General features: G+C 63.4%; 19 protein-coding genes. 3 read left to right on the top strand and 16 right to left on the bottom strand.

Annotated elements, in window-relative coordinates:
* Positions 1-164 precede the first annotated feature (164 nt).
* The gene (locus HHL24_RS19390; RefSeq protein ID WP_169487042.1) at positions 165-752 is read left to right on the top strand and encodes a BPSL1445 family SYLF domain-containing lipoprotein; all 588 of its coding nucleotides are present in this window, start codon (positions 165-167) and stop codon (positions 750-752) included.
* A 108-nt stretch (positions 753-860) separates the two neighbouring features.
* Here HHL24_RS19390 and HHL24_RS19385 read toward each other — a convergent pair whose 3' ends face one another.
* The 11 genes from HHL24_RS19385 to mltG form a co-directional block, all read right to left on the bottom strand.
* Positions 861-1,928: a glycosyltransferase family 4 protein gene (locus HHL24_RS19385; protein ID WP_169487041.1), complete on the bottom strand. Its 1,068-nt coding sequence runs from the start codon at positions 1,926-1,928 to the stop codon at positions 861-863.
* 288 nt (positions 1,929-2,216) lie between these two features.
* Positions 2,217-3,398 (bottom strand): AAA family ATPase, encoded by a 1,182-nt coding sequence (locus tag HHL24_RS19380; protein WP_169487040.1) that lies wholly within the window; start codon positions 3,396-3,398, stop codon positions 2,217-2,219.
* A gap of 67 nt (positions 3,399-3,465) precedes the next feature.
* Positions 3,466-4,878 (bottom strand): alpha,alpha-trehalose-phosphate synthase (UDP-forming), encoded by a 1,413-nt coding sequence (otsA, locus tag HHL24_RS19375; protein ID WP_169487039.1) that lies wholly within the window; start codon positions 4,876-4,878, stop codon positions 3,466-3,468.
* Between the two features lie 317 nt (positions 4,879-5,195).
* Positions 5,196-6,419 carry a mechanosensitive ion channel family protein gene (locus tag HHL24_RS19370; protein WP_169487038.1) on the bottom strand — a complete coding sequence of 408 codons (1,224 nt, stop codon included), beginning with the start codon at positions 6,417-6,419 and terminating at the stop codon, positions 5,196-5,198.
* A 453-nt stretch (positions 6,420-6,872) separates the two neighbouring features.
* Complete coding sequence (locus tag HHL24_RS19365; protein WP_054042704.1) at positions 6,873-7,229, bottom strand: Rap1a/Tai family immunity protein; 357 nt, start codon at positions 7,227-7,229, stop codon at positions 6,873-6,875.
* A gap of 229 nt (positions 7,230-7,458) precedes the next feature.
* Positions 7,459-8,199 (bottom strand): ankyrin repeat domain-containing protein, encoded by a 741-nt coding sequence (locus HHL24_RS19360; protein WP_169487037.1) that lies wholly within the window; start codon positions 8,197-8,199, stop codon positions 7,459-7,461.
* A gap of 52 nt (positions 8,200-8,251) precedes the next feature.
* Complete coding sequence (locus tag HHL24_RS19355) at positions 8,252-9,043, bottom strand: TatD family hydrolase (RefSeq protein ID WP_169487036.1); 792 nt, start codon at positions 9,041-9,043, stop codon at positions 8,252-8,254.
* A gap of 58 nt (positions 9,044-9,101) precedes the next feature.
* Positions 9,102-9,620 (bottom strand): GNAT family N-acetyltransferase, encoded by a 519-nt coding sequence (locus HHL24_RS19350; protein WP_169487035.1) that lies wholly within the window; start codon positions 9,618-9,620, stop codon positions 9,102-9,104.
* Between the two features lie 107 nt (positions 9,621-9,727).
* Positions 9,728-10,762 carry a DNA polymerase III subunit delta' gene (locus HHL24_RS19345; RefSeq protein WP_169487034.1) on the bottom strand — a complete coding sequence of 345 codons (1,035 nt, stop codon included), beginning with the start codon at positions 10,760-10,762 and terminating at the stop codon, positions 9,728-9,730.
* A gap of 93 nt (positions 10,763-10,855) precedes the next feature.
* Positions 10,856-11,476: a dTMP kinase gene (gene tmk, locus HHL24_RS19340; protein ID WP_169487139.1), complete on the bottom strand. Its 621-nt coding sequence runs from the start codon at positions 11,474-11,476 to the stop codon at positions 10,856-10,858.
* Positions 11,476-12,486, bottom strand: coding sequence for an endolytic transglycosylase MltG (mltG, locus tag HHL24_RS19335; RefSeq protein ID WP_169487033.1), 1,011 nt, complete (start codon positions 12,484-12,486; stop codon positions 11,476-11,478). Before mltG ends, tmk begins: the two co-directional genes overlap by 1 nt.
* A 78-nt stretch (positions 12,487-12,564) precedes the next feature.
* Here mltG and ygfZ point away from each other — a divergent pair, with 78 nt between their 5' ends.
* Entirely contained in the window at positions 12,565-13,662 is a 1,098-nt protein-coding gene (gene ygfZ, locus HHL24_RS19330) for a CAF17-like 4Fe-4S cluster assembly/insertion protein YgfZ (RefSeq protein WP_169487032.1), read from the top strand.
* An 84-nt stretch (positions 13,663-13,746) separates the two neighbouring features.
* Positions 13,747-14,592: an NRDE family protein gene (locus tag HHL24_RS19325; protein ID WP_169487031.1), complete on the top strand. Its 846-nt coding sequence runs from the start codon at positions 13,747-13,749 to the stop codon at positions 14,590-14,592.
* A gap of 117 nt (positions 14,593-14,709) precedes the next feature.
* Here the strand turns inward: HHL24_RS19325 and HHL24_RS19320 are convergent, their stop codons facing one another.
* From HHL24_RS19320 to HHL24_RS19300, 5 genes are all read right to left on the bottom strand, one after another.
* The gene (locus HHL24_RS19320; RefSeq protein WP_169487030.1) at positions 14,710-15,669 is read right to left on the bottom strand and encodes an alpha/beta hydrolase; all 960 of its coding nucleotides are present in this window, start codon (positions 15,667-15,669) and stop codon (positions 14,710-14,712) included.
* A gap of 173 nt (positions 15,670-15,842) precedes the next feature.
* Complete coding sequence (locus HHL24_RS19315; RefSeq protein WP_169487029.1) at positions 15,843-16,742, bottom strand: SDR family oxidoreductase; 900 nt, start codon at positions 16,740-16,742, stop codon at positions 15,843-15,845.
* A 198-nt stretch (positions 16,743-16,940) separates the two neighbouring features.
* Positions 16,941-17,939 carry an NADP-dependent oxidoreductase gene (locus HHL24_RS19310; protein WP_169487028.1) on the bottom strand — a complete coding sequence of 333 codons (999 nt, stop codon included), beginning with the start codon at positions 17,937-17,939 and terminating at the stop codon, positions 16,941-16,943.
* A 115-nt stretch (positions 17,940-18,054) separates the two neighbouring features.
* Positions 18,055-18,552 carry a PaaI family thioesterase gene (locus tag HHL24_RS19305; RefSeq protein ID WP_169487027.1) on the bottom strand — a complete coding sequence of 166 codons (498 nt, stop codon included), beginning with the start codon at positions 18,550-18,552 and terminating at the stop codon, positions 18,055-18,057.
* Between the two features lie 9 nt (positions 18,553-18,561).
* Complete coding sequence (locus HHL24_RS19300) at positions 18,562-18,864, bottom strand: Dabb family protein (RefSeq protein ID WP_169487026.1); 303 nt, start codon at positions 18,862-18,864, stop codon at positions 18,562-18,564.
* Between the last annotated feature and the right edge of the window lie 45 nt (positions 18,865-18,909).

Below are 18,909 nucleotides of genomic sequence, written 5' to 3'. Positions count from 1 at the left end.
TCAAAATTACATCAACACGCCTGCCGGCGAGTCGCAAACGCCCGCCCCGCAAGGCTTTCGCCGAACGACGAAGTACGCCTTCCACGCTTGCGTGTGATATAACTCAGAGGCAACCCGGCAACACCATATGAGGTTGTGCCCAGGAACCATGATGGAGAAAAACGATGCAAAGACGAAACTTCATGCTGAAGACTACCGCTGCGCTCGCTTTCGGAGGCCTTGCACTCGCTGGTTGTACGACCAATGGGAGCAACCACGACACACCCTCCACTGATGCATCCAAACGCCAGTCGATCGACGCCAGTGTCGACGGCACCATATCGCGCCTGTTCACGACCGTGAAGGGTTCGCGCGAACTCGTATCCAAGGCGCGCGGCGTACTGGTGTTCCCGTCGGTACTGCAAGCGGGCTTCATCGTTGGCGGCCAGTATGGCGAAGGTTCGCTGCGCGTAGGCGGCGGCACGGTGGGTTACTACAGCACGATTACGGGTTCGTTCGGCCTGCAGGCAGGCGCGCAGTCGAAGGCCATCATCTTCCTGTTCATGACGCAGGACTCGCTCGACAAATTCCGCAATGCCGACGGCTGGTCGGTGGGCGGCGACGCCTCCGTCGCGCTGGTGAAGATGGGCGCGAACGGCGCCATCGATACGAATACGGCTACGGCGCCGGTCGAAGTATTCGTGCTGACCAATGCCGGCCTGATGGCGGATCTGTCGCTCCAGGGCACGAAGGTGTCGCGCCTGAAGATCTGAGCGCGCGATCCGGTTGCCGGTTCCGAGCGCAGCAGCAAAAAAAACGGCGATGTGCATTGCACACCGCCGTTCTTTTTCAATCTGCTGCGTGGGCCGGTTTTGCTCCGCTCAGCCTCCCGACGTATCGATCACCTTGAAGCGCGCCCGCTTCTGCGCGCGAATCACGGACTGATACGCGTCCACATACTGCTGCGCCATCCGGTGCGAGGTGAAGCGCTCTTCGAAGCGTTGCCGCACGCCCGCCCGCGGCATCTTATGCAGGCGATTGACCGCCGCTACGGCGCCAATTTCGTCTTCGACAATGTAGCCCGTCACGCCGTCTTCCAGCACTTCCGGCACCGAGCCGCGATTGAACGCGATCACCGGCGTCCCGCACGCCATTGCTTCGATCATCACGAGGCCAAAGGGCTCCGGCCAGTCGATCGGGAATAGCAACGCATGCGCGCCGGATAAAAACTCCGCCTTCTGGTTATCCGCGATTTCACCGATGAACTCGACATACGGCAAATCCAGCAACGGCCGGATCTCGCGCTCGAAGTATTCGCGGTCGGCGGCATCCACCTTCGCGGCGATGCGAATCTGCATTCCGCAGCGGCCGGCAATCCGGATCGCAGTGTCCACTCGCTTCTCCGGCGAGATGCGGCCGAGAAATGCGAGGTACTTCTGCTCGACTGGTTGCGGTGTGTAGAGCTGCTCCGGCAGACCGTGATAGACGGTGGTGAGCCACTTGGCCTGCGGCAACGGATGACGCTGCGCATTCGAAATCGAAATCACCGGCGCGGTGTTGAAGGTGTCGAACACCGGTTGTTGCTCGGGCAAGTCGAGGCGGCCATGCATCGTCGTGACGAAGGGTGTGTCCTGGCGCTTGAAGACCGAAAACGAGTAGTAGTCGAGGTGAAAGTGCAGCACGTCGAAATCTTCTGCCTGGCGGCGCACCAGTTCCATCAACAGCATATGAGGCGCGATACGGTCGCGAATGCCCGGGTCCAGACGCAGCGCGCGCGGCCATACTGCTTCGAGCTTTGCGCTCGTGACGGAATCGCCGCTCGCGAACAACGTCACGTCATGGCCGAGATCGACCAGCGCCTCGGTGATATAGGACACGACGCGCTCCGTGCCGCCGTATAGCTTGGGCGGCACCGATTCGGTCAACGGGGCGATCTGCGCAATCTTCATATTTTGTCTCCGTGAACTGACGGCTTGCGCCCATGGCGGTGCACGTCAGCGGCGCTGAGTATGGCAGCGCCGGTCCTTCTCCATCAATGCAGGGAACGCCGCGCGTCCGCCTGCACCATCCGCATCGAAGCATTATTCACCAAGGGAGAACAAAAAGCCCCTGGCCTTGCAATTCCTGCGCATTGTTACATTCAGCTTACATTGGGTGGCGCGCCTATTATCCGCTTACGTACGTCGCGTTCGTACGTCGCATTGCCTATGCCCCTTAACCAGATCGCTTAACCACGGTTATCGCGCCGGCCATTTCCAGGGCGGCAGGTCGCGATCGTCCGCATCGGCGATGCGCGTCGCGCCGAAGTGCTTCTCGAGCACGATCGACTGGCTGCCGTCCTCCCGCTCGAGCGCCGCGATTAGCCGCGCCGCGTGCGACACCACCAGCACCTGAGAATGCATGGAAGCCCGCGCGATCAGGCGTGCCAGCGCCGGCAGCAGGTCCGGATGCAAGCTCGTCTCCGGTTCGTTCAGCACCAGCAGCGCGGGCGGACGCGGCGTCAGCAGCGCGGCCACCAGCAACAGATAACGCAAGGTGCCGTCCGACAGTTCCGCGCCCTTCAGCGGCCGCAGCAAGCCGTGCTGCTGCATCGATACTTCGAAGCGGCCGTCCTGCGTGGCGATGTCGAGGCGTGAACCGGGAAAGGCGTCGTCGATGGCGGTATCGAGCGCAACAGGGTCGCCGATCTCGCGGATGGTTTGCAAGGCCGCGGCAAGGTCCGCGCCGTCGTTTGAAAGCACCGGTGTGTGCGTGCCGATCTGTGGCAGACGCGCGGCCGCTTCGGCATCGGTGCGGAAGTGGTCGTAAAAGCGCCACGAGCGAATCTGCTCGCGAACCGTGATCATCTCGGGGGCGCTCCGCGGGTCGGAGAACTCCGTCATCATGCTGTCGAAGCTGGCAACGGGTTGGGGGACGGTTTGCCAGTCGCCCTGCTCGTCACGCGTGTGAATCGCAGCGCCACGCCGATCAACCAGTAGCGCGGAAGGTCGCACCACTGGGCCGCTCCAGATGCATTCGCGTTTGATCATCGGATCGAGCAGGAACTTGCTGCGCGTCTCAGGCGGGTGGTCATCCGGCGGCGGCAGCCCTAAATCGATCGAATACCCAAATTCATCGCCGGAAAAGCCCAGCCGCAAACTCACCGGCTCGTTGCGACGCGTGCCCTCAACGGGCAACTCGCCGGCCAGCACCGCGCGCGAGAAGCGTTCCGGGCCGGCCCACAACGTGGATTGCAAACCACCCTCACGCGCGAGCGACGTAATCACGCCGCCGCGCGCGGTCTCTGCCAGCAAACGCAACGAGCGATACACGCTCGATTTCCCGCTGCCATTCGCACCCGTGATCACATTCAACTGCCCGAGCGGCACGATCAACTCGCGCAGCGACCGATACCCCGCGATGGCCAAAGTCCTCAGCATGTGGCCACCGGTCGGTCAAACGCGCGCTGCCGGGCGCCCGCTAAAACAACATCGTTCAAACGCACCATTACTTATGCCCGCCGCCTTTGCCCGGCGTCTGCACGGGCACATTGCGCAAATCATCCAGAAAGGTATCGCGCCACACGCCGAGATCGTTCTTGCGGAGCGCCGCCATGTTGATCTCGTGACGCCGCTGTCGCGCATCGAGCGGCATTTGCAGCGCGCGCTGCAGGGCTTCGCACATGCCAATCGCATCATGCGGATTGACCAGCAGCGCCCCGGTCAACTCCGCCGCCGCGCCCGCGAAAATCGACAACACCAGCACGCCTGGATCGTCGGGATTTTGCGCGGCGACATACTCCTTCGCGACCAGGTTCATCCCGTCATGCAACGGCGTGACAAAGCCGATCTGCGACTCGCGAAACAGCGACATCAGCTTCCAGCGGTCGTACTGCTGATTCAGATAGCGGATCGGCGTGTAATCGAGGCCCGAATAGCGGCCGTTGATGCGCCCCGCTTCGTATTCGAGATCCTGGCGGATCTTCTGATAGGTGGCGACGTCCGACCGGGTCGGCGGCGCGATCTGCACCAGCGTGACGTTGCCGCGCCATTCGGGCGAGCGCTCCAGCAGTTGCTCGAAGGCGCGAAAACGTTCAACGAGCCCCTTCGAATAATCGAGCCGGTCGACGCTCATGATCAGCTTCCGACCTTCCAGACTCTGCTTCAGGTCGAGTACGTGCTGGCGGCTTTCGTAGCGCTTGGCCTGTTCGGCGATTTCGTCGGGGAATACGCCGATCCGATAGACGCCCGTGCGCAGCTTGCGGCCGAAGGCTTCGACGTGATTGCCCTCGGTCACGGTGCCGCGCGCGTGGCGCGTCACGTAGTCATGGAAAGCAAGTTCATCGGTCGCGGTCTGGAAGCCCAGCAAGTCGTAGCACGACAGCGACTTCACCAACTCTTCGTGGGGTGGAATGTTGAGCAGAATCTGCGGCGCGGGAAACGGAATATGCAGGAAGAAACCGATGCGGTTCGTGATGCCTTCGGAGCGCAGCGCTTCGGCGAATGGGATCAGATGGTAGTCGTGAATCCAGATCACGTCGTCGGGTTCGAGCAGCTTGATCAGCTTGTGCGCAAGCCATGCGTTGACACGCCGGTAGCCTGCATATTCCTCGCGCTCGTAGCGCGCGAGGTCGTTGCGGTAGTGGAACACCGGCCACAGCGTCGCGTTCGAAAAGCCGCGGTAGTACTGGTCATAATCCTTGCGCGTGAGGCCGACGGTTGCGAAGGTCACCGCGCCATCCTGCTCCAGCGTCGGACCGGCGTTGGCGACGGTCTCGCTCACCACGTCGCCGCTCCAGCCAAACCATACGCCTCCCGCATCCTTCAGCGCGCCGAACACGCCGACCGCGAGGCCGCCCGCCGATCCCTTGGTTTCCGTCGGTGTTGCGACGCGATTCGACACGACGATCAGTCGGCCCATGTTGGTAGTCCTCCTTTGGTTCGCACGGCGCGGCGTTCGCGTTTCAAGCGCTTATGACGTATCGAGCGCTGCAGCACTTCGATGCCCCGAAGCGGATAGAGCACGCGATGCCGCGCCAGGTTCGTGAGTCAGATGGACGGTTCGACTGTTTCGGCGCCCGATCAGTTGCACTCATCTGCTTGTGGATGCGCGTCGCGATCCATGTACAACGGGCGCAGCGCGTGCAAACGGCGGCAGCTCACCCCAGGACACCTGCCGTACCGCGATGGCATCCGCGTGCCGTATCCGCCTTCGCATCCGCATGCGGCACGCCTCGGCTAGGCCTTTTCCTTCATCTTCTGCGACGGATCGGCCGCCGGCGGACGACCGGCGCGGCTTGCTACCGGATCAGCCTCGGTATGCGCGGCGGTGCTGCCGGCAGGCGTCTGCGTACTGCGTGGCACCCAGTCGAGCGGTTCGTCCTTGCCGTTTTCGAGCTCCGCCGACACGTCGGCGCGCGCCCGTGGCAAATACTGCGGATAGTGTTTCTGGATGAAGTCGAGCAGCCCCTCGCGGACCCGGCAGCGCAAGTCCCAGTTCAGACCGGAATCGAGCGAACTGACGAGCGCGCGCAACTGCATCGAGCGCTCGGTGCCGTCGGTGACCTGCAGCACCTGCACGCGGCGGTCCCATTCAGGCGCAGCCTCGACAATGCGCGCGAGTTCTTCGCGCAACGGCGCAAGCGGCATCCGGTAGTCGACATACAGAAACACCGTGCCGATGATCTGCGAACTGCTGCGCGTCCAGTTGGAGAACGGGTTTTCGATGAACCATTGCAGCGGCACGATGAGCCGCCGCTGGTCCCACAGGCGCACCGAGACGTAGGTGCCGGTGATTTCCTCGATACGCCCCCACTCGCCCTGAATCACGACGACATCGTCGAGCCGGATCGGCTGCGAAAGCGCGATCTGCAGACCGGCAATCAGATTACCGAGCACCGGCCGCGCGGCAATACCGGCGACCAGACCCGCCACGCCCGCTGACGCCAGCAAGCTCGCGCCGATCTGCCGCACGCTCGGGAACGTCATCAGCGCGCCGCCCACCCCGACGATCACAATCACCAGCATCACCGAACGCGCCAGCACACGCGCCTGCGTATGGATGCGGCGCGCCTGCAGATTGTCGGCGGTATCGAGCGGATGCGCCTGGATGATCGCCTCGCCGATCGCCGCCGCCGAGCGCACCGACAGCCACGTGAGCGCACCGATCAGCGCAATCGCGGTGGCATCGCGCAGCGGCGTGATGAAGGTCAGTGCATCGGGCGCCTCCCACCACACCGCCTGCAGCGCCAGAATCACGAGGACGAACAGCGACGGCTTGTCGATATAGCGCAGCACGACGCTGGTGAGCGGATACGGCCGCGCAATTCGCTTGACGATGCGTGCGCCGACTCGATGGATGCCCAAGGCCAGCACCATCGCGATGGCCGAGACGATCAACGCGCCGAGCCACGTATGCAGCGGGGCTTCGGCGATACGGCTGAGGTCGTCGAGAGTTGGCATGAAGGGCGTGTTCCTCTTGGTTCGCAGGTGAACGGGATCGCAAGGTCTAAACGCGGTGGCGTTGCGTGGGGCGGGCGCCATGCGGGCTGGGCCGCCGGCCGAACCGGCGGCAAAGTGCTCCATGGAGCGGGCATGAGTTCGAAGGTCACGCCCCGCTGACGACACTGGCGCTGACGAACCTTAAAGCAGCGGCGCGCCGCTCATGGTTCGATGCATCCGCCGCGGCACGCCTGTAGACATCTTAGGCGCTCGTCCGCTCGGACTGGGGAAAGGTGCCTGAAGCTGCAGCTTCTGAAAGCGGGCAGCCGGCTTTGAGCCGGCCTCGAAGCGGATTTCAACGCGGCCTGAAACACGCTCAAGGCTGAAGCGAGCTGAAATGCCCGACGTGCCCGATTCGGGCACGCGGCGCAGACGTCAGCCGCGATTCACATCAAATTCAAATCAACTACGCGCTCAACTGCCGCTCTTGCAAGGAAATGCCTTGCCGAGCCCCAGCGAGATCGCCGTACTGGCGTTATAGCCCGCGACGATCGGATTCTCGGCGATGTACTTGCGTACTGCGTCGGTGAGTTGCGCTGAGCGCGCGTCCGGCGGCAGGCAGTAATACTGGCCGACGCGCGGCCCGGTGGTGCCGCCAATCGCGTCGATCGTGTTGAAGATACCGTCGGCGGCGCCTTCGATATAGGCGGCACACGCACTACGCGATGCCACATCAGTTTTCGTGCACAGCTTGTTGAGGTCGCCCCCCGTAAACGCGGCTGCCGATAGCGGTACGGCAAGCGCGCTGGCGAAAATCAAGGCCCGCAGCATGGTGTTCCTTTCCAGGGTCGTTTATCAGGCGGTCTTGCGCCGCATCGAACCGGCGCGCCTCGTAGCGCGCCAAGTCGTCATTCTGCACTGTTTTACGAAGCGGCAGGCATGCCGACAGCCGCTATCTTCAGGCAATTTTGCGCCCCGGTACTTCGGCGGCCGGCGCTCCGGCGGCCGGCGTTCCGGTGGCCGGCACTCCGGTGGCCGGAGTGCCGGTTTGTCGCACAGCTCACTTCTGTTGCATCTGCTGCAGGCGCGCGGTGAGTCCTTCGACCACGTCCGGCTCCTTGTACGTCTTCGCGAAATCGAGCGCGGTCAAGCCGATCTGGTTCTTCACCGTGAGGTCCGCGCCGTTGTCGAGCAGGAGCTTCACCGTCGACACATGACCGCCACGCGCAGCCATCATCAGCGGCGTGGTGCCGTTCGGCGAGCCGGCGTCGACATAGGCCGAATGGTCGAGCAGCACTTTGACGATATCGTCGTGGCCGTTCGCGGCCGCGTAGTGCAGCGGCGCCCAGCCCTTCTTGTTGACTTCGGCGTCTTTCGCGATCAACTGGTTGACGAAATCGAGGTCGCCGTTCAGCGCGGCCATCATCATCGCGTTCTCGCCGGCCTTGTCCTCAATCTCGATGTTGGTCTTCGGATTGGCGAGTAGCGCTGCGCCCACCTTGTCCGACTTCTCGCGCGCGGCGATCACCAGCAGCGGGATGCCCTGGTTGTCGACGCTGTTCGGGTCCATGCCCTTGGCGAGCAGCTTGTTGACGCCGTCGACGTCGTCGAATTTAACCGACTTGATGAGCGAGTCGATCGGCGCGGCCTGAACCGGCGAAGCGACCAGCGAAGTCAGCGCAGCGCAGGCGAGCGTGGCGGCCAGCGCGAAGCGCGACACACTGCGGCGTGCCGAACTGAGGGCGGGTTGCACCGCTGAAGTCTCTTGAAACGCTACGGTCGAATTCGAATAATTTGTCATGTTTTGCTTTAGGAAACGTCCCTATCCTTTTGATATCTATCGGCTTTATCGATCACACGCCAGCTGGCGCGGGAATCTTGAAGAGCCGGAAGAAGTTTTGTGTCGTCGCAGCGGCCAGCGCCGTATCCGGCAGGTCGCGTTGCTGCGCGATGAAGCGTCCGACATAACTTACGTACGCAGGTTCATTAGGCTTGCCGCGATACGGCACGGGCGCGAGGTACGGCGAGTCGGTTTCGATCAGCAAACGCTCGAGCGGCACACGGCGCGCGACGTCCTGCACGTCGGTCGCGCTCTTGAACGTGACGATGCCCGACAGCGAAATGTAAAAATTCTGCGCCAGCGCCTGCTCAGCAACCGCCCACGGTTCGGTGAAGCAATGCATCACGCCGCCCGGCTCGCTCGCGCGCTCCTCGGCCATGATGCGCAGCGTGTCTTCCGCCGACGAACGCGTGTGGATGATCAACGGTTTCTTCGTGGCGTGCGCGGCACGGATATGGGTGCGAAAGCGCTCGCGCTGCCACTCCATATCGGCGATCGTGCGGCCTTCCAGGCGGTAGTAGTCGAGGCCAGTCTCGCCGATCGCGACCACTTTCGGATGCTCGGCCAGCTCAACAAGTTCGGCGAGACTCGGCTCGCGCATGTCCTCGTGATCCGGGTGCACCCCGACCGACGCGTACACATTCTCGTGCCGGCTGGCGATCTCCAGTACCGATGGCAGCGTCTCCAGGTCGACCGATACACACAGCGCATGCGTGACCGAATGGCTGCGCATGTTCTCGAGCACCTGAGGCAGGCGGTCGGCGAGTCCTTCGAAGTTGATATGGCAGTGCGAATCGACAAACATGATGAAGTCCTGCTGATAAATGGCTTTAACTCGGGCCGGGTGTGAATCTGGCCGTCAATCAGGCGCCGGCCGCGTTGAGCCGCTTGCCGAGAATCACCAGATCGCGCTCCACGCCGTCCAGCACCGCGACGCGCGGCAGCGAGCCCCACGTGTCGAAACCGAACCCACGGAATAGGCGCAGGCTCGCATCATTGTGGCCAAAGATAAAACCCAGCACCGTGTCGATACCGAGCGCCGGCGCCGCCTCGAGCGAAGCCGCCAGCAGTTGCTTGCCGAGCCCCTTGCCGCGAGCGCTTTCGTCCAGATAGATGCTGACTTCGGCGGTGCGCAGATAGGCCGGGCGGCCATAGAAGTCAGAGAAACTAAGCCATGCGATCACGCGGCCGGGCTGCTGCGAATCTTCCACCACCCACAGTGGGCGCTTTTGCGGGCCGTGCGCGTGAAACCACGTCAGACGGCTTTCGACGCTCACCGGCTCGAGATCGGCGGTGACTTGCCGCGACGGCACGGTCGAGTTGTAGATGGCGACGATCGCGGGCAGATCGTCGAGCGTGGCATCGCGGTAGGAAAGGCTCATGGTGCTTTGAACGTGAGGTGGAAGACGAATCAGCGGACAAGCGCGCGGGTGGGTGCAGCGCGATAAGGCGCCCACCGCCCCAGCCGGGCCGTCCGCCATCAACAGACTTACGCGAACAACTCGCGGTAGCCGATAAACAGTTCTTCGAACACCAACCGCGCGTTCAGCGGATGGTTCTCGACGGCGCGCTGGCGCGTCACGGTGCGCATGAAGCGCGCGAACGCGCTGGCGTCTGCTTGCGACGCACAGCGCGTCAACGCCGTCGACGCCTGCGGAAAATAGCGCGGCACGCCGGCTGTGCGCTGCGCCAGCAAATCGTACATCCAGCGCTGCAGCCAGCCGAGCACGAGCGGCACCGGCAGCTTCTGCAGCGCCTCGCCGCAGGCAAAAGCGTCGCAATCGGCACCGGCGGCCAGTTGCTTGAGGGTCCAGTCACGCAGCGTGCGGTTCTCGTCGCTCGCCAGTGCCAGGGCCGTGAGTGGCGCACCGCCGGCCTCGGCGAGCAGCGCGGGCGCTTCGGCGACGCCTTGTGCGGCGAGCCACTTAGTGGCGACATCCGGCGCCGGCACCGTCATCGGCCACTGGCGGCAGCGGCTGATGATGGTGGGCAGCAAGCGGTCGATGCGTGCCGACACCATCAAAAACACCACGCCCGCCGGCGGTTCTTCAAGCGTTTTCAGGAGCGCGTTGGCCGCGGCGATGTTGAGCCCCTCGGCGGGATACAGCACGACCACGCGCGCGCCGCCGCGGTGCGAACCGACGCCGACGAAATCGAGCAAGCCGCGAATCTGCTCGATCTTGATTTCTTTGCTGGGCGCGCGAGTCTTCTTGCCTTCGTCGCCATCGGCCTTCTCGGATTTTTCTTCCGCGGCGTTACCGAGACCGGCTTCGGCGGCCAGCGCTTCAGGCACGACGATCCGATAGTCCGGATGATTGCCCTGCGTGAACCAATTGCACGCCACGCACGCGCCGCAGGGCTCGCCGTTGGCCTGCTGGGCCTCGCACAGGAGCCCCTGCGCGAGGTGCTGCGCGAAGCGCAGCTTGCCGATCCCAGCCTGCCCATGCAGCAGCAAGGCGTGCGGCCAGTGCCCACGCAACTGCTGCAGGCGATTCCAGTCATCGGCTTGCCACGGATAAATCATCGTTTCTCTTTTAAATCAATCGGTTGACGATGCTTGATGAGACACCAAGCGAACTCCGCCACCGTTATAATTCAGGATTATATTCTTTTAAAATCAAAGAACTGTGATCAATTCTTCAAGCTGTTTCTGAATGCGCGCGATGCTCTGCGAAGAGTCAATGATAGCGAACCGGTACGGCGCTTCTTCCGCGCGGCGCAGATATTCGGCACGGGTGCGGTTGAAAAATGCCTCCGACTCGCTTTCGAACCGATCCGGATCACGTGCGGCGCTGCGCCGTTCGTTGGCGATTTCCGGCGCGAGGTCGAAGAGCACCGTCAGGTCCGGCTGAAAACCGCCCTGCACCCAGCGTTCGAGTGTTTCCAGCTTGTCGCGCGGCAGGCCGCGGCCGCCGCCCTGGTAGGCAAAGGTCGCGTCCGTGAAACGGTCGGACAGCACCCAGTCGCCGCGCGCCAGCGCCGGCTCAATCACTTCGGCCAGATGCTGGCGGCGCAGCGCGAACATCAGCAACGCCTCGGTTTCGAGGTCCATCTTCTGATGCAGCACGATCTCGCGGATCTGTTCGCCGAGCGGCGTGCCGCCCGGCTCGCGCGTCATCACGACCGAACGGCCGGTGCGCGCGACTTTCTCTTCGAGGCGTTCGCGAAACCAGCCCAGGTGGGTGGTCTTGCCGGCACCGTCGATGCCCTCAAACGTTATGAATTTGCCCCGCGCCATCATTGCCCTCGAATGTATTTGTCCACGGCCTTGTTGTGATCGCCGAGGGTGTCAGAAAAGATACTGCTGCCGTCGCCGCGCGACACGAAGTACAGCGCGGTGGATTGCGCCGGGTTCATCGCCGCCTGCAGCGATGCGACACCGGGCAGCGAGATGGGTGTTGGCGGAAGCCCCATCCGGGTGTAGGTATTGTAGGGAGTGTCGGTCTGCAGGTCTTTCTTCCTGATGCGGCCGGTGTAGCTGTCGCCCATGCCGTAGATCACGGTCGGGTCGGTTTGCAGCGGCATGCCCACGCGCAGACGGTTCGCGAACACGGCCGCCACCATCGGCCGGTCCGATGTTTTACCGGTTTCCTTTTCGATAATCGATGCCATCGTCAACGCATCGTACGGGGTCTTGTACGGCAGGTTCGGCGCCCGCGCGGTCCACGCTTCGTCCAGACGCAGCCGCATCAGCCGGTAAGCGCGACGGTAGACGTCCAGATCGCTGGTGTTCTTGTCGAACAGATAGGTGTCCGGGAAAAACAGCCCCTCACCATTGCCGATCGACGCTTCCGGCGCGTTGATCGCGTTCATCAGATCGGCGTCACTCATGCCGATCGTGTCGTGCTTGAGCGCCGGATTGGCGTCCAGCTCGGCGCGCATGCGCTTGAAGGTCCACCCTTCGATGATGGTCGCCACATATTCGTTGACGTCGCCGCGGGCGATTTTTTGCAGCACTTCGTACGGCGTGATGCCCGTCTTGAACTCGTAGTTGCCCGATTTCAGATCGCTTTGCAGCCCGAGCAGCCGAGTCATGATAACGAACAGTTCAGGTTCGACCGGCACGCCGCCGCGGTTGAGCTGCAGCGTGACGCTGCGTAAGCTGCTGTGCGGCTTGACGGTGACATCGAGTTGCGCGGGGGTCAAATCGAGTGGGCTAGTGGCCCAGTGATATCCGCCTGCGATTGCGGCTGCGGCCAGCACAACGACGATTGAGCCGGCGACGAAACATTTCTTCAAAAGGGACATGCGTAACGTGGCTGGGTTGGACCTCATATAATACTTGTTTGCCTTAGCTAAAGTCAGAATTGACTGTTCTCGGAATCCATGAACACACCGCTCGCTACCGCTTCAGGCACGCCCTCAGTGACACCCGCAGTTGCGCCCCCGGGCACTTCTGCCGCGGCGCAGGCCTCCGCGCCTGTCGGACTTCCTACGCTGCCGCGCCCCGCCGCTGATGAATTCGACGCCGTCATCCGACAAGGCGCCTACATGCCGCTCACGCAGTTCGGCGTGATCGACGCGACCGGCGACGACGCGGCGAGCTTCCTGCATGGCCAGTTGACCAACGACACCCAGCATCTCGACGCCGCCACTGCGCGCCTCGCGGGCTACTGCTCGGCCAAAGGCCGACTGCTGGCATCGTTGCTGACGTGGCGCACGGGCGAAACGATCCGCCTGCTGGTGTCGAAGGACTTACAGGCGGCCGTGCAGAAGCGGCTGTCCATGTTCGTTCTGCGCGCCAAGGCCAAGCTCGTGGATGCGAGCGGCGAATTGGCGGTGGTGGGCCTCGCGGGCGACGTGCGCAAAGCGCTTTCCGGCGTGTTCGATGCGCTGCCCGACGGCGTGCATGTGCAGGTGGACGGCACGGCAGGTTCGCTGATTCGTGTTCCGGACGCGCTCGGCCGGCTGCGCTATCTGTGGGTCGGTCCGAAGGCCACGATCGAAGCGCACCTGCCCTTGCTCGATGAAAAGCTCAAGCGCGTGTCGCCGGCGGTATGGGATTGGCTCGACATTCGTGCAGGCGAACCGCGCATCACGCAACCGGTGGTCGAGCAGTTCGTGCCGCAAATGGTCAACTTCGACGTGCTCGGTGCAGTCAATTTCCGCAAAGGCTGCTATCCGGGTCAGGAAGTCGTGGCGCGCAGCCAGTATCGCGGCACGATCAAGCGGCGCACCTCGCTCGCGAATGTGGCTGGCGAGCTGGCGACGGTCAAGCCCGGCGCGGAACTGTTCCACTCGGACGATCCGGGTCAGCCGTGCGGGATGGTGGTGAATGCGGCGTCGGCGCCGGAGGGTGGCGTCGATCTGCTGGTGGAGATCAAGCTGGCGGCGCTCGAAGGCGGCACGGTGCATCTGGGTGCGGCGGACGGTCCGGCGCTGAACTTCCTGGCGTTGCCGTATGGGTTGCCGACTGAGGTCTAAGCTCCCACACCCGAGCGGCGCAATCAAGCGCCGCTTTTTCATGGCATCTGTTCCTCCACCGCCCTCACCGGGAGACTCCACCCGATGTGCCTGATTGTCTTCGACTGGCGGCCCGATGCGGTCGACGCGCCGCTTTTCACGCTCGCCGCGAATCGCGACGAATTCTTCCGCCGCACCGCCGAGCCGATCAGCTGGTGGCATGACGCGCCGACCATGCTGGCCGGCCGCGATCTGGTGGGCGGCGGCACATGGCTCGGCATGTCGCGCGATGGCCGCTTCGCCGCGCTGACCAATTACCGCGCGCCGCATGAAATGCGCGCCGATGCACCGACCCGCGGCACGCTTGTCAGCGACTGGCTCAGTGGCTCCGCAAGTGGCTCGGATAACGGTCAGCACGAAACGCCGCTCGATTATCTGCAACACGTCGCGCGAACCGGCGACATCTACAACGGCTTCAATCTGCTCGTCGGCGACTGGACGCGCCGCGAGCTCGGCTGGTATTGCAACCGGTCGAACACCGCGCCCACCCTGCTCACGCCCGGCACACATGGCATCTCGAACGCGGTGCTCGATACCGCCTGGCCGAAGCTGGTTAAAAAGCGCGCGGAACTGGGGGCCATGCTCACGCGTGATGCGATGCCGCCGCTCGAACGGCTGATCGATCTGATGCGCGATCCGCGCCTCGCGCGCGATGACGAATTGCCGTCCACCGGCATTCCGCTCGAACGGGAACGGGCCTTGTCGGCGGCGTTTATCGAAACGCCGGAGTACGGCACGCGCGGTACGACCGCGGTGCGCGTGGTCGCGCATGGCGAGGTCATCAGCGTAGCGGCCGCCGAGCGCAGCGACGACAACGGCTCGCACAGGATCGTGCGACCTGGCGACTTCGAGCGAAGCTTTGCGTTCAACGTTGAACGCGAGATTGCCTGACGAGCGTTTGAGGACTGCCTGGCCGTTTGCAGCCGGACGGTCTCGACGACCCTTTCGCTGTTTTGCGGCCCGATGATCATTTCACGATCGCGCTGCGCGTTTTACACGGAGCGGAGATTACTCGCCCCCGAACGCCGCGCGCAGCGCAGAGGCGGCATCCGCATGCGCCTCTGCGACATCGGGTACGAAGCCGCCCAACTTGAAGAACTCGTGAATCATGCCCGGGTAGCGTTTCAGCATGACCTGATTGCCCGCCGCGCGCAGTTTCTCCGCGTATGCATCGCCTTCGTCGCTTAGAGGATCGTATTCGGCGGTCGCGATCCATGCCGGTGCAAGGCCGCTGAATTCCGGTGCGCCGCGCGTGCCGTCGAGTGGCGCGAAACGCCAGTCGTCGCGGTCGCTCTTATCCCGCGCGTATTGCTCGAAGAACCATTGAATCGTGTCGCCCGACAGCAGGAAGCCATCCGCGAGGCGCGAGTGCGAATCGGTTTGCTGATAGCCCGTGGCGCCCGGATAGATCATCAATTGCAGCACTAGCCTGATGCCCGCGTCGCGTGCCAGCACCGCACACACCGTTGCCAACGTGCCGCCCGCGCTATCGCCGCCCACAGCCAGCCGCTTTGCATCGACGCCGAATTCCGCGGCGTGCGCGTGCAGCCAGGTCAATGCATCGAACGCGTCGTCAACGGCAGTGGGGAATTTGTACTCTGGCGCAAGCCGGTAATCGACCGACAACACCGTACAACGGCCATCGCGCGCGAACATCCGGCACACCGCATCGTGCGTATCGACACTGCCGACCGTGAAGCCGCCGCCGTGGTAATACACCAGCGCCGGAGCAGGCTCGGCCCAGCTCGGCTCGACCGGCTGATAAAGACGCGCGCGAATCGTCGCGCCGTCGCGCGTCGGCACGTGCAGGTCTTCGACCGCGAACATGGGCGCGCTCGCGATCTCCAGAATCGGTGCGCTTTTCTCGTAGGACGCGCGCGCCTGTTGCGGGGTCAGTTCGTGAAGTTGCGGGCGTTTCGCGCGCGCGATCATGTCGAGCACCTGCTCGATCTTCGGATTCAACGGCATTGGGCGCCTGCTGGCGCGTGGGCGCCGAAGGTTAGTGGGTCAAAAAAGCGGAGCAAAACCGTAGAACAAGCAGAAAAAATCCACTGGCCAGCTTCACATACCAACTGCAACAGGCATGAAACAGCCATGAAGAAGCGGCGGCAAGTCCGCAGTCTGTCTGATACCACGAACACCTAGGTCGCGTTCTTCACTTCGGGCTTCAGCGACATCGGATCAGTCGGGTTGCGCAACTGCTCGATATCCTCGTGACGCAGCTTCACCGTCGCCATGATGCCCGGATGCGTGACGATGTAAAAACGCCGCGCCGCGATCGCTTCGAACGTAATGTCGGCGACGTCGGCCGCGGTCAGCTTGCCCGATTGCACCGCACGTTGCAGTTGCTTGCCGGCGGCAATCTGCGAGCGGGTCGGCCCACTATCGTTGCGCAGTTCCGCGGGCCGCGCGCGTTCCGCATCGGCGATGCCGGTGGGCACGAAGGCTGGACATAACAACGAACAGCCGACCTCGCCGCCAGCCGCCGCTTGCGCCGGTTTGGCCGCCTGTGCGAGTTGCAGGTCGTGATAGAGCGTCTCCGTGAGCGACACGACGGCGTGTTTCGAGGCGTTGTAAATGCCCATCGCGGGCGGCGACAGCAAGCCCGCCACCGACGCCGTGTTGACGATATGCGCGGGTTCGTTCTGCCTCAGCATGATCGGCGTGAAGGCGCGCACACCGTGCGCGACGCCCATCACGTTGACGTTGAACACCCACGCCCAGTCGTTCGCCGAGCTTTCCCAGAGGAAGCCGCCCGAGCCCACGCCCGCGTTGTTGAACAGAAGATGCACTTTGCCGAAAGCGTCGAGCGCCGCTTGTGCGAGCGCTTCGACCTGGGCGGCGTCGGACACGTCTGTCGGTACGCCGATTGCCTCGGCGCCGCCGGCGCGCAATGCATCGACGGTTTGAAGAAGCGCCTCCGGGTTCACGTCGGCGAGCACGAGCTTCATGCCGAGCGACGCGCCCTTCTCCGCGAATGCCCGGCCGAAACCGCTTGCGGCACCGGTGATCACCGCCACCTTGCCTTCGAATTCAAACATCCTTTCTCTCCTGGGTTTATCGGCTTGGGGCTATCGACTTAGGTATATCGGCCTGGATCCGCCGGCCTGAATCTGCCGGCCTGAATCTGCCGGCCTGAATCTGCCGGCCTGAATCTGCCGGCTTAGATCTATCGACAGAGATCTACCAGCAGATATCCAGCGACATATACCGCGCAGGCCGCTCAACAGCCGCCGCGCTCAGATCAGCTTGACGAGCTGCTTGCCGAAGTTCTTGCCCTTCAGGAGACCGATAAACGCCTCGGGCGCCGCATCGAGCCCTTGCGCGATGGTCTCGCGATATTGCAGCTTCTTCTGCGCGACCAGCGTGCCGAGTTGTTTGAGCGCTTCGGGCCACACGTCCATATGCTCGCTGACGATGAAGCCCTGCACCAGCAACCGCTGCGTGAGCATCAGCGACGGATGCTTGAGCGGCAGAGGCTGGCCGTCGTAGCCTGCGATAAATCCGCACAACGCGATGCGGCCGAACGCGTTCATGCGCGCGAGCGTCACGTCGAGGACTTCGCCGCCGACGTTCTCGAAGTAGCCATCGACGCCGTCCGGCGTTACGGCTTTGAGGTCCTGATACAGATTGCCGGCCTTGTAGTCGACGCAGGCATCGAAGCCGAGCGTCTCGACCACGTAGCGGCACTTCTCCGCGCCGCCCGCGATGCCGACCGCGCGTGCGCCAGCCAGCTTCGCCAGTTGCCCGACCACGCTGCCCACGGCGCCGCTCGCCGCGCTGACCACCACCGTCTCGCCCGCTTTCGGCACGATGATCCGGTTCAGGCCGTACCAGGCCGTTACGCCGGGCATGCCGACCGGGCCGAGATAGGCCGACAGCGGCACGTGCGTATCGTCGACTTTCTGCACGCCCGCACCGTTCGAGGTGCCGTACTCCTGCCAGCCGAACATCGCGACGACCTTGTCGCCGACTGCGAATTTCGGATTCTTCGACTCCACCACTTCGCCCACCGTGCCGCCGATCATCACTTCGTTCAGCGGCTGCGGCGCTGCATACGACTTGCTGTCGTTCATGCGGCCGCGCATGTACGGATCGAGCGACAGGAAATGATTGCGCACGCGGAATTCGCCGTCGGCAAGCGGCGCAAGCGGCGTTTCGACGAGCTTGAAGTTATCGGGCGTAACCGCGCCTTGCGGACGCGAAGCCAGCACGAGTTGACGGTTGATCTGGGGCATGACGATCGTCTCCATGGGTTACCGATGTGATCGGCGAATAATTCGAACGAACGGTATCTGCAACGACAGGATCCAGCGCGTGAGGCGCGCAACACGCGCGCTGTCCATCCGGTGATTAGCCGTCGCTTGGACCGGGTTTCGCCGAAGGATCGCTGCGCAGGCGCTGTTGCGTCACGTCGCGGCCCACGGCGAGACGCCGCATGTATTTGAAGGTGCCGAGTGCTTTGGCGACGAAGTGGCCTTCGCTGTCGCGGATCTCGCCTTCGCAATAGGCCATGGTGGTCGAGCGGTGCAGTACGCGGCCCGTGGCGCGCAATTCGCCGCGGCCTGGCTGCATGAAGTTGACCTTCATCTCGACGGTGACGACGCCGACGCCGTCGCCGGCCAGACTGCGCGCGGCCATCGCGAGCGCGACGTCGGCGAGCGTCATGGTCACGCCGCCATGCGCGACATCCCAAGTATTCATGTGATCGGGCTGCAACGGCAGCACGACTTCGCTGACGCCGTCGGCAACCGACACGAGTTGTGCGCCGAGCCGGTCGACGAACGGGCTTTCGGGCAACGACGCGCTGCCCGTCGCGCTGCCCGTTTTAGATGAGGGTGAATCGGTCATTTGCTGATTTCAGATTTCGTAGTCGACACATTCGCGCGATTCGCGCACCGCGCCGACGAAGCCTTTCAACGCCGCGTGTGTCGGATGGACCTGATAGGCGTCGAGCGCGGCTTTGTCGGCGAAGTCCGACACCAGCACGACGTCGTAGGTCGATTCGAGACCCGGTGCCGCGATGCCGACTTCGAGCTTCAACATGCCGGGGACGATGTCGCGGCAGCCTTCGAGCTTTTCCTTCAGCTTCAGGACGTTTTCGACACGCGAGGCGCCCTCTGCTGTTTCCTTGAGCTTCCACATCACAATATGACGGATCACGGGATCACCTTGTTCGATTCAATTCGTTGGACCGGGACTTTAATG

The organism is Paraburkholderia polaris (genome assembly GCF_012927345.1).
Lineage (GTDB): Bacteria > Pseudomonadota > Gammaproteobacteria > Burkholderiales > Burkholderiaceae > Paraburkholderia > Paraburkholderia polaris.
Note: the sequence above shows the minus strand (reverse complement) of the source record. Positions and strands in the feature narration are given on the sequence as shown.